We start from the raw sequence: 15,031 nt of genomic DNA, 5'->3' as shown, positions 1-15,031 counted from the left end.
GGCGGGGTCAGCCGCCGACCTTGCTGGGAAGACCCGCCGCCTTCCAGCCCAGCATGCCGCCGGCCAGATGCTTGTCGTAAGGCAGGCCCGCGGCCTGCGCCGCCAGCGAGGCCGTCACCGAACGCTTGCCCGAGCGGCAGGCGAACACGACCTCCTTGCCGGCGGGATCGGGGATCGCTTTGGGATCGAAGGTCGAGAGCGGCACGACCACGCCGTAGGGATAGGCCTCGGCCTCGACCTCGTTCGGCTCGCGCACGTCGACGAGGAGATAGCGCCCTTCCGCGACACCCTTGGAGACCTCGTCCGGGGTCAGATCCTGTACTTGATTTGCCACATCATCCTCCAACGTCGCGGGCCGCTGCCGGGGCGATCCCGGCGGGCGGCAACCTCGCCTCTCGGCCGACGAAAATCAAGCGCTACAAAGGCTTGAGCTGCCTTGCGCAAGTTAAAGCTAAATCGCAGCGACTTGAAGCGCGACCTGCAAAAGGAGGATCATATCCTCACTTCAGATGGTGACCTGGGTGCCGACCTCGACGACCCGGCCAGAGGGGATCTGGAAATAGTCGGTGGCATCGTTGGCGGAACGGCTGAGCGAGATGAACAGCCGGTCCTGCCAGCGCGGCATGCCGGAATGGGCGGCTGGTTTGAGCGCCCTCCGCGACAGGAAGAACGAGGTCGACATGATGTCGAACTGCCAGCCGAGCTTGCGGGCGATCGCCAGCGCCTTCGGCACGTTGGGCGATTCCATGAAGCCGAACTTCAGCGTCACCTTGGAGAAGGTCGGCGAGATCTGCTCCAGCTTCACCCGCTCGGCCGGATCGATACGCGGGGTCTGTGCGGTCTCGATGGTGAGGATGACGTTCTTCTCGTGCAGCACCTTGTAGTGCTTCAGACTATGCATCAGCGCGGTTGGCGCGCTGAGGGGATCGCTGGTCAGGAACACGGCCGTGCCGGGCACGCGCTGCGGCGGCCGCTTCTCCAACATCGCGACGAGGTCGGCGAGCGGGAATTCGAGCTTGCGCGACTTCTCGAACAGCAGCCGGCTGCCGCGCCGCCACGTGTACATCAGGATGATCATGAGCGCGCCGAGTGCCAGTGGCACCCAGCCGCCCTCGAACACCTTGAGCAGATTGGCGGCCAGGAAGGTGAGGTCGAGGAACAGGAACGGCGCGATCAGGGCGGCAGCCGTGAACGGCGACCACCGCCAGACCTTCCAGATCACCACGAAGCCCATCATTGCCGTGACGACCATGGTCCCGGTGACGGAGATGCCGTAGGCCGAGGCCAGCGCGCTGGAGGAGCGGAACAAGAGCACCAGCAGGACCACCGCGACCAGCAGGAGCTGGTTGATGCGCGGGATGAAGATCTGGCCCGAATGGGCTTCAGACGTATGGCGAATTTCAAAGCGCGGCAACAGACCGAGCTGGATCGCCTGACGCGTCAGCGAATAGGCACCGGTGATGACCGCCTGGCTCGCGATGACCGTTGCGGCGGTCGCCAGCACGACCATGCAGCCGCGGAAAAAACCTTGCGGGAAGAGCTGGAAGAACGGGCTGACGATCGCGCCGGGATCGCCGAGCACGAGGGCGCCCTGCCCCAGATAGTTCAATGCCAGCGACGGCACCACGATGAACAGCCAGGCGGTCTGGATCGGCCGCTTGCCGAAATGGCCGAGGTCGGCATAGAGCGCCTCGGCACCGGTGACCGCCAGGAACACCGCGCCGAGCGTCACGAAGCCGATGATGCCGTGGTGGATCATGAAGGACACGGCGTAGAGCGGGTTCAGCGCGAACAGCACCTGCGGCTGCTCGATGATCGGGTGGATCGCCGCGATCGCGATCACAGCGAACCAGACGCACATGATCGGCCCGAAGAAGGCGGCGACGCGAGCGGTGCCACGGGACTGCACGGCAAACAGACCGACCAGGATGATCACGGTCAGCGGTACGATGTAGGGCTCGAAGTGCAGGGTGACGTCCTTCATGCCTTCAATCGCCGACAGCACCGAGAGCGCCGGCGTGATCACGGCGTCACCGTAGAATAGGGCGCCGGAAATGATGCCGAGCAGGACGATGGTTGTTCCACGGGTGCCGACTGCGCGCTGGGCCAGCGCCATCAGCGCCAGCGTGCCGCCCTCGCCATTGTTGTCGGCACGGAGCAGGATCACGACGTATTTGAGCGTCACCACGATGATGAGCGCCCACAGGATCAGGGAGAGCACGCCGAGCACGGCCGCCGGCGTCGGCAGCCCCTCCGCGCCAGAAGCCGCCATGACCGCCTCGCGGAACGCGTAGAGCGGGCTGGTGCCGATATCGCCGTAGACGACGCCGATGCTGCCGAGTGTCAGCGCACCGAAGCCGGCGGTGGTGTGGGCATCGCCATGCCCATTGGCCGCCGCCGTTTCCGGGGCGGAAATCGCTACATCACTTGTCATGGGAGAGCCTGATGGCCTCTAAAAATGCTTCACTGCACAACGGCAGAAGGGCGCGCGGCTTATAGGCCTGCGCTACTGGCATAGCCTAGCCCGATTTCGGGGCTTTGGCATGCAATTTTGCATGGCTCCGCCAGTCGCTGCTTAGATGGTGACCTGAGTTCCGACTTCAACCACCCGCCCGGTGGGAATCTGGAAATAGTCGGTGGCGTCGTTGGCGGACCGGCTCAGCGCTATGAACAAATGGTCCTGCCAAAGCGGCATGCCCGACTGCGCCGACGCCTTCAGCGAGCGCCGCGACACGAAGAACGAGGTCGACATGATGTCGAACTGCCAGCCCTGCTTGCGCGCGATCGCGAGCGCCTTGGGCACGTTGGGCTGCTCCATGTAGCCGAAGCGCAGGCGGACCTTGAAGAACTTGTCGCTGATCTTCTCCATCCGGAAACGCTCCGACAGATCGACCCGCGGCGTATGCGCGGTCTCGATGGTCAGGACCACGTTGTGCTCGTGCAGCACTTTGTTGTGCTTGAGATTGTGCAGCAGCGCGGTCGGCACGAAGGAGGGATCACTGGTCAGGAACACCGCGGTGCCCTTGACGATGTGCGGCGGCCGCTTCTCCAGGCTCCGGATCAGATCGTCCAGCGGCACCTCGATGCGGCGCGTTTTCTGGATCAGGATCCCGGACCCTCGCCGCCAAGTCCAGATTGTCCCGGCCATGATCACGCCGAACAGCAGCGGCACCCAGGCGCCTTCGAGCAGCTTCAGAAGATTCGCGCTGAAGAAGCTGATGTCGACCACGACGAAGGGCAGGATCACGGCTGCGGCCGTCGCGGCGCGCCAGTTCCACAATTTCCAGATCACGATGAAGCCCATGATGCCGTCGGCGACCATGGTGGTGGAGACCGCAATGCCGTAGGCCGAAGCCAGGTTGCTGGGGGTGTGGAATAACAGCACCAACAGCATCACACCGATCAGGAGCAGCCGGTTTACACGCGGCAGATAAATCTGGCCGGCATGAGTTTCCGAGGTAAAGCGCACCTCGAAGCGCGGCAGGAGGCCGAGCTGCACAGCCTGATAGACCAGCGAATAGGCCCCGGTGATCACCGCCTGGCTCGCGATCACGGTCGCCGCGGTCGCAAGTCCGACCAGCGGCAGCACGAAATGCTCGGGCACCATGCGATAGAAGGAGTGTTCGATCGCGCTGGGATCGGACAGCACCAGTGCGCCTTGCCCGAAATAGTTGATCAGGAGCGCAGGCAGCACGAAGAACATCCAGGCTGACTGGATCGGCTTGCGGCCGAAATGGCCGAGATCTGCGTAGAGCGCCTCACCGCCGGTTACCGCGAGGAACACCGCGCCCAGCGTCACCAGGCCGATCGTGCCGTGCGACAGCAGGAATTGCAGCGCGTAATAGGGATTGATCGCTGCCAGCACCGACGGATCGTCGGCGATGTGAACGGCGCCCAACACGGCAAGGACGGTGAACCAGACGACCATCACCGGCCCGAAAGCCGAGGCGACCAGCGCGGTCCCCTTGCTCTGGACCGCGAACAGCAGCGCCAGGATGAGAACGGTCAGGGGAACGACATAGTGCTCGAAGGCGGGTGTTGCGAGCTTCAGACCCTCGACCGCCGACAGCACCGAGATCGCCGGCGTGATCATGGAATCGCCGATGAACATGGAGGCGCCGACCACGCCAAGCGCCGTCAGGAACCAGCTCCGCCGCCCGAGCGCGCGCTGACCGAGCGCCATGAGGGAAAGCGTGCCGCCCTCCCCGTTGTTGTCGGCGCGCAGCAGCAGCAGAACGTATTTGGCGGTGACGACGATCAGCAGCGCCCAGAGGATCAGCGAGAGCACGCCGAGCACCATGACCCGCGAGACCGGCTGACCGTGGGCCGCGCCCCTGACTGCCTCGTGGAATGCGTAGAGCGGCGACGTGCCGATGTCGCCGAAAACGACGCCGATGCTCCCGAGCGTCAGGCCCCAGAAACCCGAGCTGACCGGTCCGTCCGGAGCTTCGGTCGATGTGATGCTCGCCGTCATATGAAACTGGAACGCTTTTGCCCGAGAATTGATCCGGCGCCTTTTGACGGTTCCGGCGCCCCTGTCAATCGGCACATCACCATAGCAGGCGCCGGGGCAGATGCTGTGACGGCGCAGCAACGGTCGTTGCCCACGCGACGACATGCCTCAGGTAAGATGGTGGCACAAGAGCCCTGAGCCTTTCCATCCCCGATTGAAGCGGAGTTGGCTCTATATCCTTGTTTTGTCGCACTTTCTTCGCACGAAACAGGGTCCGCTTCGCTCGAGTGTGTCCTACGGCTTCAGATTCGGCGGCAGCGGCGGATCTTCGCGCATCAGGGTGATGGTCACCCGCCGGTTGGCCGCGAGCGAGGGATCGTCCGGAAACAGCGGCTGGGTGTCCGCCTTGCCGGAGACGGCAAAGACATGGGCGCCCGGCAGGCCCTCGCGTTCGAGGATCTGACGCACGGCGTTGGCGCGGTCGGCCGACAGGTCGAAGGCGCCGTAGTCGCTGCGGGTCGGCACGAATCCAGCCGCGGTGTGGCCGGCGATGGAAACGCGCAGCGGCGTCGCCTTGAGCGGGACAGCGAGCTTCTCGATCAGGCGCCGGGTGCGGTCATAGGGCACTTTGGAGCCGTCGGCGAACATCGAGCGGCCGTCCTGGTCCACGATCTCGAGGTTGAGGCCCTGCTTGGTCTCCTCGAACATGATGTGCTTGGACATCTCGGTCAGTTCCGGCATGTCCTGCAACGCCTGGCGCAGCGAGGCCGCCGCCAGCGCAAAATTGCGGTCGACCTTGATCTTCGCGCCCGACGTGCGGTCACGATCCTCCTGGTCCGGCGTAGGCGTGTTGGAGGAGTCCTCAGGCTGAATGTGATCGACGTTCTTCAGCCGTGGACGGGTCGGCAGACCGTCGGACTCGACGATGCCGGAATAGCGCGCTTCGGTCTGGACACCAAAGGCGTCGCGCATGGAGCCTGCGACGACCTTCAGCTTGTTGGCATCCTGGGTCGAAAACGCGACGAGCATCACGAAGAAGCTCATCATCAGGCCCATCAAGTCCGCGAAGGTCACGAACCAGCCGTGACCGCCTCCGTGTGAATCGCCTCGCTTCTTCTTGGCCATGTCTCAAATCCCGGCGCGCGGCCTCAGGCCGGAACCGGCTCGCCTTCAGCGTGGCGGTGCTTCTCGGGTAGATAGGCCAGCAGCATTTCGCGAACCAGCGTCGGGCTCTTGGAGTCGCGGATCATCAGGATGCCGTCGATGATCAGCGTGCGGTTGGTCTCTTCGTCCAGGAGCTTGCCATGCAGCTTGTCGGCGATCGGGATACAGAACAGGTTGGCGACCAGCGCGCCGTAGAGCGTCGCGAGCAGCGCGGTCGCCATGAACGGGCCGAGCTTTGACGGGTCGGTCATGTTGGCGAACATCTGCACCATGCCGATCAGCGTGCCGACCATGCCGAAGGCCGGGGCGCAGTCGCCGATGGCGCGGTAGATCTTGCTGCCTTCGTCCAGATGCATCAGGAAATTGTCGCGATCGCGCTCGAGATTGTCGCGAATGAAATCGAGGTCGTAGCCGTCGGCGACGTAGCGGATGCCCTTGGCGAGGAACGGCTCGTCGGTCTCGACTTTTTCCAGCCCCACCGGACCCTGCTTGCGGGCGATCTCGGCAATACGAGCGAGCTCGTCGACCAGATCATGCGCCGACAGACGGCTCATCGTGAAGGCAAACTTGGCGCCGAGCGGCAGGCCGTGGATCAGTGTCGAGAGCGGAAAGCGGATCATGGTCGCAGCCGTCGAGCCGCCGAAGATGATGATCATCGCATGCTCGGAAATGAACATGTGGAGATCGCCGCCCAGCAGCATCATCGTCGCGATGACGACAACGCCCGCCACGAGCCCGATGCTCGTCATGATATCCATGGGAGACTCCAACGCGAACGCAACAACGGCCGTCCTGGCCGATGGCGCGGCCCAACCCCGAACCGCATCGGAAACCCTAGTGAGCCGCGATTAAAGACGCGTAAAGGTTAAGTTGAGCCGACGCACCCGGCGGCCGCAGCGCGCTGAAAGGCGCCGGCTTTTGCCGAGTGCCGACAGGGATTTCAACATTTTGCTAACCATACGGCTTCGCGAGCAACCCATCACGCAAGGCCGTGCGCGCGCGATCCCTTCGGCTGCGGCCCTGCGCCACATCGGGGGCGACCGATCAGTTGGTATTCTGGAGCGGGCCGGCTCCTCATGGCGGAAGGCATCGCAATGGTGACGCTGTTCAGTCTTTTCACCGCGCTTCCCGCAGTGCTGGCGCTCCACGTGCTCGAACCCGGGCTCGTCCTGCCGGCGTTCAGCGTGCTGCTCTTTATCGAGGCGGCCTCGACCGTGATCGCAGCGCGCCTGATCCAACGTCCGGACAATGCGAACGATATCACCCTGTGGGATCTTGCCGGCGGCTTCACCTTGATCGGATGCGCTGCCGCGATGCTCGGCGAGCCGGATCAGGCCGCCTTGTTCCTGACGGAACAGGGCAGCCTGCGAGCGGCGTCGCAACCGTAGATCGTTCCGGTCCCGCCGTTAGTGAATCTCCGCCGAACGCTTCAGCGCAGCCTTCAACTTCTCCAGCGAGAAGTCGGGGCTGCGGGCGATCTCGAGGATCGGCGTCTCGCGGCGGCCGCAGAGTTCGGCGGCCTCGGGCAGCTTTGCGGCGATATCGCGCGGGATCACGATGGCGCCGTGCAGATCGGCGTGGATCAGATCGTCCGACTTGACGGTCATGCCGGCAACGCGCACCTCGCCGCCAAAGCTCTCGGCATGCACCCAGGCATGCGACGGGCCGATCGACCCGGCCAGCGCCTGGAAGCCCGGCGCCCATTGCGGGATGTCGCGGATCGAACCGTCGGTGACGACACCGAGACAGCCGAGCGCCTTGTGCACGTTGCTCTGCACCTCGCCCCAGAACGCGCCGTAGCCGACGTCGGGACCGTCGATGTCCTGGATCACCGAGATGCGCGGACCATGGCCGGTCCCGACATATTCGTAATAGTCGATGCGGCGCTTGGACTGCTCTTCCGGCGGTAGCGAATTTTTCAGCACCGAGCGGATCGCGACCGTGCGGGCGTAGCCGACGATCGGGGGCAGATCGGGAAATGGGCAGACCAGTGGCTTGGTGGTGTAGCCAATCAGCCGGCGCTCGGGCGCCACGATCTCCATGGCATTGCAGATCGTCGGCGTGTCATAGCGGCCCAGCGCTTCGAGGACGGAAGCGGGCAGCGGCCCGGTCGCGGTATCGGTCACGGCGTTCTCTCCCAGATTGGCGGCCGCTGTTGGCGCGGTGCCGCCGGCACCAGGCGATATAGCCGAGATCGGGTCTCAACCCAACTCAGGGCGGCTCATGGCAGATATTCAAGGCTTGGTGCTCAGTGCCTTGGTGCTCGGTGCCTTGCTGCTCAATGTCTTCCTGCTCAGTGCAAGCGGTCGGGCCGGTCGTCGTCGCGCGGCGGCTCCGACAGGTCCAGCGTCGGTGCCGACGGTGGCGACGAGACTTCGCCTCCCGCGGGCGCGGTGGTTTCCAACGCGCGCGCCTGGTCGCGATAGGATTTGTAGCCGAGCGGCAAAGCGAGGAGATACAGCACCGTTCCGATGGACAGCACGTGCCAAGGATAGGCGATCAGGATCGCGATGAACACGACCACCGCGACGAACGCAGGCAGCACCAGTTCGGGCGGCACGCGCATGCGCTTGGTCTTGCCGGAGAACACCGGCAGGCGCGACACCATCAGGAAGGCGATCAGCAGCGTGTACGCAGCCGTCACCGCCGCAGGCAGCCGGCCGAGATCGAGGAAGGCGACATAGATCGGCAGCAGCACCGTGATCGCGCCGGCCGGCGCCGGCACGCCGGTGAAGAAGTTCGCGGCAAAGGCCGGCTTGTTGGGATCGTCCATGGTGGCATTGAAACGCGCCAGGCGGAGGCCACCGGAGATCGCGAACACCATGGCGGCAATCCAGCCGGCATTGCCTAGCTCGTGCAGCTGCCAGAAATACAGCATCAGGCCGGGCGCCACGCCGAAATTGACGAAGTCGGCGAGGCTGTCGAGCTCGGCACCGAACTTGGACTGGCCCTTGATCATGCGCGCGATGCGGCCGTCGATGCCGTCGAGCGCCGCCGCGAACACGATGGCGTAGACCGCGAGCGACATCCGCCCCTCGATCGAGAGCCGGATCGAGGTCAGGCCGGCGCAGATCGCCAGGAGCGTGATGACGTTGGGCACCAGCATGCGCACCGGGATTGGGCGGAACCGCCGCCGGCGCACATCAGGATCTCTAGAGTCGTAGGGCGTCATGGCTCGTCCTCACCTTGGGGCGAGATATAGCAAGCCGCGTTCCCCTCCGCCATTGCGGCGGAAGCCCCCCCAGGCCGACTTATTGGGTTAATTGGAGCGGTAGGCGCGGCTCGGGTCGTCTCCGGCGAGATCGGCCAGAATCGTCTCGCCGGCGATCGCGGTCTGGCCTTCCGAGACCAGCGCCCTAGTGCCCAGCGGCAGATAGACGTCGAGCCGCGAGCCGAAGCGGATCAGGCCGAAGCGCTCACCGGCGCCGATCGCCTGCCCCTCTTTGACGAAGCAGACGATGCGCTTGGCGACGAGCCCTGCGATCTGGACCACCCCGATCCGCGCCGTCGGCGTCGTGATCGCCAGCGAGTTGCGCTCATTGTCCTCGCTCGCCTTGTCCAGCTCCGCATTGATGAACAGGCCGGGGCGGTAGGCGATACGGTCCACCCGGCCCGCGATCGGGCTGCGGTTCACGTGGCAGTTGAACACGCTCATGAACACCGAGATGCGCGGCAGCGGCCGGTCGCCCAGCCCGAGCTCGGCCGGCGGCAGCGCCATGGTGATCATCGAGACGCGGCCGTCGGCGGGCGACACCACGAGCCCCTCGCGCACCGGGGTCACACGCACGGGGTCGCGGAAGAACAGCGCGCACCACACGGTCAGGATGGTGCCGATCCACCCCAACGGCGACCACAGCCAGAACAGGACGAGGCTAGCCAGCGCGAAGCCACCGATGAAGGGATAACCCTCCTTGCGGATCGGCGGGATCTGACGCTGGATCGAATCGAGAATGGACATCGCTATCTGCCGCTCAGGGTTGATGGCGCAGGTCGTCCCGCGCGGTGGTGTTGTTTAGGCCAGAGTTGGGACCGGAGACAAGGTCACTCCGCCGCCGCAGGCGTGGTCAGGAGATCGGCGACCGGCGGTGGCTCCCGGTTGGGCGCCTCGCCGGAATCGGCCATCCTGGCCAGTTTCTCGCGCGCCGCCTCGGCCTCGCGCTGCCTGTTCCACATGCTGGCATAAAGCCCCCCCTCCGCGAGCAGTTTCGCGTGGGTGCCGCGCTCGGCGATGCGGCCCTGGTCCAGCACGATGATCTCGTCGGCGCCGACGATGGTCGAGAGCCGATGGGCGATCACCAGTGAAGTGCGATTCTTCGCCACGCGCTCGAGTGCACCCTGGATTTCGTGCTCGGTGTGGGTGTCAAGCGCGGAGGTCGCCTCGTCCAGCACCAGGATCGGCGGCGCCTTCAACACGGTGCGCGCGATCGCGACCCGTTGTTTTTCACCACCGGACAGTTTCAGGCCGCGCTCGCCGACCTGGGTCTCGTAACCTTTCGGCGCCATGCGGATGAAATGATCGATCTGCGCCAGCTGCGCCGCCTGCTCGACCTCGGCATCGCTGGCGTCCCAGCGGCCGTAGCGGATGTTGTAGCGGATGGTGTCGTTGAACAGCACGGTGTCCTGCGGCACCATGCCGATGGAAGCCCGCAAGCTCGCCTGCGTGACTTCGCGAATGTCCTGGCCGTCGATCAGGATCTTGCCGCCGGAGATGTCGTAGAGGCGAAACAAAAGCCGTGAGATGGTCGACTTGCCCGCACCTGACGGGCCGACGATCGCGACCGTCTTGCCAGCCGGCACCTCGAAGCTGATGCCCTTGAGGATCGGACGGGACGGCTCATAGGCAAAGCGCACGTCCTCGAAACGCACATTGCCCGCTGAGACCACCAGCGGCTTCGCGCCAGGGGTATCCTTGATCTCGGCCTCGCGCCCCAGCACGTTGAACATCTTCTCAATGTCGATGATCGCCTGTTTGATCTCGCGATAGACCATGCCCATGAAGTTCAAGGGCTGGTAGAGCTGGATCATCATGGCGTTGACCAGCACGAAATCTCCGACCGTGTTGGTGCCGTTGCGCACGCCGATCGCACACATCAGCATGGTCGCGGTCAGCCCCAGCGTGAAGATCACGGCTTGCCCGGTATTGAGCACGGCAAGCGAAGTATAAGCCTGGACGCTCGACTCCTCGTAACGCGCGACCGATCGGTCGTAGCGCTGCGACTCACGGGTCTCGGCGCTGAAATATTTGACGGTCTCGTAGTTGAGCAGCGAGTCGATCGCCTTGGTGTTCGCCTCGGTGTCGGCATCGTTCATCTTGCGGCGGATGCCGATCCGCCACTCGGTCGCGATGTAGGTGTAGTACATGTAGACCGCGACAGTGACGAGGGTCGCGAGCACGTAGCGCCAATCGAACTGCCACAGCAGCACGGCCATCAGCAGCGAGACCTCGACGATGGTCGGGATCAACTGCAGGATCACCATGCGCACGATGACCTCGATGCCCTCGCGGCCGCGCTCGAGCACGCGCGTCAGGCCGCCGGTCTTGCGCTCCAGGTGGAAGCGCAGCGACAGCTCGTGCATGTGGATGAAGGTGATGGTGGCAAGCTTGCGCACCGCGTGCATGGCGACGCGCGCGAAAATGCCGTCGCGCCATTGCGTCAGCACCGCCATCACAATGCGCATCACGCCGTAGCTGGCGGTCAGCAGCAGCGGCGAGGCGATCACCCAGAGGTGCCAATTGTCGGCCTGAACCGGCGCGGTGTTGGCGCCGGTCAGCGCGTCGGTCGCCCATTTGAAGCTGAAAGGAACCGTCAGCGTGATCAGCTTGGCGGCGAGCAGCAGCACCATCGACCAGACCACGCGCATCTTCAGGTCGAAGCGGTCGCCCGGCCAGATATAGGGCCACAGATGCGCCAACGTGCCCATCAGCGTGGCCCGCTCCAGCGGCCCCCCGGCGGGATCAGGAACGTTGGGGCCGGCGGGCGATTGAGCTTGGTCCATCAAGAAGCCTGAAAAGCCCGTCGGATGCGGGCTGTGTTGCCATTAAGGATTTTCGTTTGTCATATAGAGCCTTACCGCTGCCCATGCACCCCGCCAGATGGCGAATCTTCGATTGTTCGCCGTCGTTTACCGGTAGATTTCCGGAAGTCCCGAATCACCGATTGGGCTTGACGCCTCTTCGCTGCAATGCATCATGGCACCAATGAGCACGATCAAAACCGTCTGTGTCTATTGCGGCTCCGGCCCAGGAACCAATCCCCGTTTCACCGAAGGCGCCAAGGCGTTCGGCAAGGCGCTCGCCGAGAACAACATCCGCCTCGTCTACGGCGGTGGCTCGCTCGGCCTGATGGGCTCGGTCGCGACCTCCGTACTCGATCACGGCGGCACCGTCACCGGCATCATCCCCGATTTCCTGCGGATGCGCGAAAACGCGCTGACCCGCGTGCAGGAGATGATCGTCACCCCCGACATGCACGAGCGCAAGCGCTTGATGTTCGAACGCTCCGACGCCTTCGTGGCGCTGCCGGGCGGCGTCGGCACGCTGGAAGAGCTGGTCGAGCAATTGACCTGGAAGCAGCTCGGACGTCACGCCAAGCCGGTGCTGCTGGCCAACATCGATAATTTCTGGGAGCCGCTGTTCTCGCTGCTGTCGCACATGCGCCAGACGGAATTCATCCGCGCCGGGCTTTCGGTCGACATCCTCAAGGCCGATCGGATCGAAGAGATTTTGCCGAAGCTAAAATCGGCTGCGGCGCAGATCGAAGACGCGGAAAAGCAGCTCGCACCGGAAATGGCGCGCAAGCTTTAGTCCGCAGGAAACGTCACCGCCTCGATCCGGTTACCATCGGGATCGACGACAAAGGCCGCGTAATAGCGCACGCGATCGTGCGGGCGGATACCCGGCGCGCCGTCGGACGCGCCGCCCGCGGACAGCGCTGCGGAGTGAAATGCATCGACCTCGGCGGTCGTTTTAGCTCGCAGGCAGATATGCCCGCCGCTCTCCGGCGGCACGCGCGGCATGCCCTCGCGCAGATTGATCCAGAATTCGGGATAGGCCTTGCCGAAGCCGATCGTCCGCGGTCGCGTGACGACGCGCGCGAGTCCGAGGGCCCCGAGCGCCGCTTCGTAAAATGTCGCCGAGCGTTGCAGATCGCTGACGCCGACAGAGATGTGGTCGATCATGGGTCGCGCTCCCCTCTCTCCTCGTCATTGCGAGCGAAGCGAAGCAATCCAGAGTGTGTCTGCGGAGACAGTCTGGATTGCTTCGTCGCTTCGCTCCTCGCAATGACGGTATCTGTGGCAACGCCTACGCCGGCGCGCCGGACTTCACCAGCTTGTAGATCACCGAATCCATCAGCGCCTGGAACGAGGCGTCGATGATGTTGGGGGACACGCCGACCGTGGTCCAGCTGTCGCCGTTCTCGTCCTCGCTCTCGATCAGGACGCGCGTGACCGCGCCGGTGCCGCCGTTGAGGATACGCACGCGATAGTCGATCAGCGTCAGGCCTTCGATATATTTCTGGTACTTGCCGAGATCCTTGCGCAGCGCGACGTCGAGCGCGTTGACGGGACCGTTGCCTTCGGCCGCCGAGATCAGATGCTCGCCGGCGACGTCGACCTTGACCACCGCCAGCGCCACGGTGACGCGCTCGCCATGCGAATTGTAGCGCTGCTCGACATTGACGTCGAACTGCTCGACCTCGAAATAGTGCGGCACCTTGCCGAGCGTGCGCCGCGCCAGCAGCTCGAACGAGGCGTTGGCGGATTCATAGGCGTAGCCCTGCGCCTCGCGCTCCTTCAACTCCTCGACCAGCCGCGACAGCTTCGGATCGCTCTTCTCATAGGCGATGCCGGCGCGATCGAGCTCGGCGATGACGTTGGAGCGGCCGGCCTGGTCGGATACCAGCACCTTGCGATGATTGCCGACCAGCTCCGGCAAGACATGCTCGTAGGTCTGCGGATCCTTCAGCACGGCGGAGGCATGGATGCCGGTCTTGGTGACGAAGGCGCTCTCGCCGACATAGGCTGCATGCCGGTTCGGCACGCGATTGAGCATGTCGTCGAGCGTGCGCGACACCTTGACCAGGGTCGCGAGCTTTTCCGCCGTGACGCCGATCTCGAAGGCGTCGGCAAACGCGGCCTTCAGCTTCAAGGTCGGGATCAGCGAGCAGAGATTGGCGTTGCCGCAGCGCTCGCCGAGGCCGTTCAGCGTGCCCTGGATCTGGCGCGCGCCGGCGCGCACCGCGGCGAGCGAATTCGCCACCGCCTGCTCGGTGTCGTTATGGGCGTGGATGCCGAGATGATCGCCGGGGATGTGCTTCGTCACTTCAGTAACGATGGCCTCCACCTCGTTCGGCATGGTGCCGCCGTTGGTGTCGCACAGCACCACCCAGCGCGCGCCGGCTTCATAGGCGGCTTTCGCGCAGGCGAGCGCGAAACTGGAATCCTCCTTGTAACCGTCGAAGAAATGCTCGCAGTCGAGCATCACCTCGCGGCCGGCGGCCTTGGCCGCCCCGACGCTGTCGCGGATCGAGGCGAGGTTCTCCTCCTTCGTCGTCTCCAGCGCGACGCGCACTTGGTAGGCCGACGCCTTCGCCACGAAGCAGATCGCGTCGGCCCTGGCCTCCAGCAGCCCGGCCACACCGGGATCGTTGGAGACCGAGCGCCCCGCCCGCCGTGTCATGCCGAAGGCGGTGAAGCGCGCATGCGAAAACTTCGGCTTGGTGCCGAAGAACTCGGTGTCGGTCGGATTGGCGCCGGGATAGCCGCCCTCGACATAGTCGATGCCGAGTTCATCGAGCATCTGGGCGATGATTTGCTTGTCGGTCAGCGTGAAATCGACCCCATTGGTCTGCGCGCCGTCGCGCAGCGTGGTGTCGAACAGATAGAGGCGCTCCTTGCTCATTGCAGCGCTCCCGACGCGGGGCTGCTGCCGAGCGTCTTCTGCATGGTGGTGTTGGCCAGCCATTCGTCGTTGACCGTGATGCTGTTGCGCTGCATGGCGACATAGCCGCGCTTCGCGAAAAAGCCCTGTGCGTTGTCGCTGGCGTCGACCGTCAGCTTGTCGGCGCCGCGGCCGCCCGCAAGCTTTTCCAGCGCATCGACGAGCATCGTCGCCAAGCCCTGCCCTGCTACGGCCGGATGCACATAGAGCATGCGGATATGATCCTTGCCGCGCAGCGAGGCAAAGCCCACCGGTGATCCCTCCAGCGTTGCGATCAGCGTCAGGTCGGAGGCGAGCCCCTTGCCGAACTCTTCGTCCTCCGCCGCCGCCATCCAGGCCTGCTGCTGCGCTTCGCTATAGTCGTCGCCGGTCAGCTCTTCGATGCTGGCGGTGAAGATCGCGGCGAGAACCGGCACGTCCTCCGGCAGGAAGGGCCGCAAGCCAGGTTTTGGGAGTGCTTGTGCCATCGTCTT

The 15,031-nt window shown here is 64.6% G+C and carries 14 protein-coding genes; 2 read left to right on the top strand and 12 right to left on the bottom strand.

The genetic code is table 11. From position 1 onward, the window contains the following. Nucleotides 1–7: 7 nt before the first annotated feature. The 5 genes from BRA1417_RS0119790 to BRA1417_RS0119770 form a co-directional block, all read right to left on the bottom strand. On the bottom strand, nt 8–334 hold the full coding sequence (locus BRA1417_RS0119790; protein WP_015686918.1) for a rhodanese-like domain-containing protein: 327 nt from the start codon (nt 332–334) through the stop codon (nt 8–10). A gap of 171 nt (nt 335–505) precedes the next feature. Further along, nucleotides 506–2,434 carry a potassium transporter Kup gene (locus tag BRA1417_RS0119785; RefSeq protein ID WP_027517294.1) on the bottom strand — a complete coding sequence of 643 codons (1,929 nt, stop codon included), beginning with the start codon at nt 2,432–2,434 and terminating at the stop codon, nt 506–508. Nucleotides 2,435–2,575: 141 nt separating this feature from the next. Then, complete coding sequence (locus tag BRA1417_RS0119780) at nt 2,576–4,474, bottom strand: potassium transporter Kup (protein WP_027517293.1); 1,899 nt, start codon at nt 4,472–4,474, stop codon at nt 2,576–2,578. A gap of 273 nt (nt 4,475–4,747) precedes the next feature. Beyond that, complete coding sequence (locus tag BRA1417_RS0119775) at nt 4,748–5,578, bottom strand: flagellar motor protein MotB (RefSeq protein ID WP_007608835.1); 831 nt, start codon at nt 5,576–5,578, stop codon at nt 4,748–4,750. A 23-nt stretch (nt 5,579–5,601) separates the two neighbouring features. Next, nucleotides 5,602–6,375, bottom strand: a complete 774-nt coding sequence (locus tag BRA1417_RS0119770) for a motility protein A (protein ID WP_027517292.1) — start codon at nt 6,373–6,375, stop codon at nt 5,602–5,604. A 318-nt stretch (nt 6,376–6,693) separates the two neighbouring features. On the opposite strand from BRA1417_RS0119770, the gene BRA1417_RS0119765 reads away from it, so the two are divergent. Then, entirely contained in the window at nt 6,694–7,005 is a 312-nt protein-coding gene (locus tag BRA1417_RS0119765; protein WP_245286253.1) for a hypothetical protein, read from the top strand. 18 nt (nt 7,006–7,023) lie between these two features. Here BRA1417_RS0119765 and BRA1417_RS0119760 read toward each other — a convergent pair whose 3' ends face one another. From BRA1417_RS0119760 to BRA1417_RS0119745, 4 genes are all read right to left on the bottom strand, one after another. Next, nucleotides 7,024–7,743 carry an RraA family protein gene (locus tag BRA1417_RS0119760; protein WP_027517290.1) on the bottom strand — a complete coding sequence of 240 codons (720 nt, stop codon included), beginning with the start codon at nt 7,741–7,743 and terminating at the stop codon, nt 7,024–7,026. Nucleotides 7,744–7,910: 167 nt separating this feature from the next. Further along, on the bottom strand, nt 7,911–8,789 hold the full coding sequence (locus tag BRA1417_RS0119755) for a phosphatidylcholine/phosphatidylserine synthase (RefSeq protein ID WP_027517289.1): 879 nt from the start codon (nt 8,787–8,789) through the stop codon (nt 7,911–7,913). A gap of 87 nt (nt 8,790–8,876) precedes the next feature. Further along, the gene (locus tag BRA1417_RS0119750; protein WP_256379233.1) at nt 8,877–9,581 is read right to left on the bottom strand and encodes a phosphatidylserine decarboxylase; all 705 of its coding nucleotides are present in this window, start codon (nt 9,579–9,581) and stop codon (nt 8,877–8,879) included. A gap of 77 nt (nt 9,582–9,658) precedes the next feature. After that, nucleotides 9,659–11,614 carry an ABC transporter ATP-binding protein/permease gene (locus tag BRA1417_RS0119745; RefSeq protein WP_027517287.1) on the bottom strand — a complete coding sequence of 652 codons (1,956 nt, stop codon included), beginning with the start codon at nt 11,612–11,614 and terminating at the stop codon, nt 9,659–9,661. A 202-nt stretch (nt 11,615–11,816) separates the two neighbouring features. On the opposite strand from BRA1417_RS0119745, the gene BRA1417_RS0119740 reads away from it, so the two are divergent. Continuing rightward, nucleotides 11,817–12,422, top strand: coding sequence for a TIGR00730 family Rossman fold protein (locus tag BRA1417_RS0119740; RefSeq protein WP_018459347.1), 606 nt, complete (start codon nt 11,817–11,819; stop codon nt 12,420–12,422). Here BRA1417_RS0119740 and BRA1417_RS0119735 read toward each other — a convergent pair. From BRA1417_RS0119735 to BRA1417_RS0119725, 3 genes are all read right to left on the bottom strand, one after another. Beyond that, complete coding sequence (locus BRA1417_RS0119735; RefSeq protein ID WP_027517286.1) at nt 12,419–12,796, bottom strand: VOC family protein; 378 nt, start codon at nt 12,794–12,796, stop codon at nt 12,419–12,421. The two genes, BRA1417_RS0119740 and BRA1417_RS0119735, sit on opposite strands and share 4 nt — an antisense overlap. A gap of 124 nt (nt 12,797–12,920) precedes the next feature. Further along, nucleotides 12,921–14,519, bottom strand: coding sequence for a citramalate synthase (cimA, locus tag BRA1417_RS0119730; protein ID WP_027517285.1), 1,599 nt, complete (start codon nt 14,517–14,519; stop codon nt 12,921–12,923). Continuing rightward, nucleotides 14,516–15,025 carry a GNAT family N-acetyltransferase gene (locus tag BRA1417_RS0119725; protein ID WP_027517284.1) on the bottom strand — a complete coding sequence of 170 codons (510 nt, stop codon included), beginning with the start codon at nt 15,023–15,025 and terminating at the stop codon, nt 14,516–14,518. Before BRA1417_RS0119725 ends, cimA begins: the two co-directional genes overlap by 4 nt. Nucleotides 15,026–15,031: the final 6 nt, after the last annotated feature.

It is taken from the genome of Bradyrhizobium sp. WSM1417, from assembly GCF_000515415.1.
In the GTDB taxonomy this organism is placed as follows: Bacteria; Pseudomonadota; Alphaproteobacteria; order Rhizobiales; family Xanthobacteraceae; genus Bradyrhizobium.
The sequence above is the reverse complement of the archived record's forward strand: the minus strand, read 5'-3'. Positions and strand labels throughout refer to the sequence as shown.

Bases quoted from the DNA above. Each gene is read 5' to 3' on its own strand.
- BRA1417_RS0119745 (WP_027517287.1), bottom strand. From the start codon at position 11,614: ATGGACCAAGCTCAATCGCCCGCCGGCCCCAACGTTCCTGATCCCGCC.
- BRA1417_RS0119755 (WP_027517289.1), bottom strand. From the start codon at position 8,789: ATGACGCCCTACGACTCTAGAGATCCTGATGTGCGCCGGCGGCGGTTC.
- BRA1417_RS0119785 (WP_027517294.1), bottom strand. From the start codon at position 2,434: ATGACAAGTGATGTAGCGATTTCCGCCCCGGAAACGGCGGCGGCCAAT.
- BRA1417_RS0119780 (WP_027517293.1), bottom strand. From the start codon at position 4,474: ATGACGGCGAGCATCACATCGACCGAAGCTCCGGACGGACCGGTCAGC.
- BRA1417_RS0119740 (WP_018459347.1), top strand. From the start codon at position 11,817: ATGAGCACGATCAAAACCGTCTGTGTCTATTGCGGCTCCGGCCCAGGA.
- BRA1417_RS0119770 (WP_027517292.1), bottom strand. From the start codon at position 6,375: ATGGATATCATGACGAGCATCGGGCTCGTGGCGGGCGTTGTCGTCATC.
- BRA1417_RS0119735 (WP_027517286.1), bottom strand. From the start codon at position 12,796: ATGATCGACCACATCTCTGTCGGCGTCAGCGATCTGCAACGCTCGGCG.
- cimA (WP_027517285.1), bottom strand. From the start codon at position 14,519: ATGAGCAAGGAGCGCCTCTATCTGTTCGACACCACGCTGCGCGACGGC.
- BRA1417_RS0119765 (WP_245286253.1), top strand. From the start codon at position 6,694: ATGGCGGAAGGCATCGCAATGGTGACGCTGTTCAGTCTTTTCACCGCG.
- BRA1417_RS0119775 (WP_007608835.1), bottom strand. From the start codon at position 5,578: ATGGCCAAGAAGAAGCGAGGCGATTCACACGGAGGCGGTCACGGCTGG.
- BRA1417_RS0119725 (WP_027517284.1), bottom strand. From the start codon at position 15,025: ATGGCACAAGCACTCCCAAAACCTGGCTTGCGGCCCTTCCTGCCGGAG.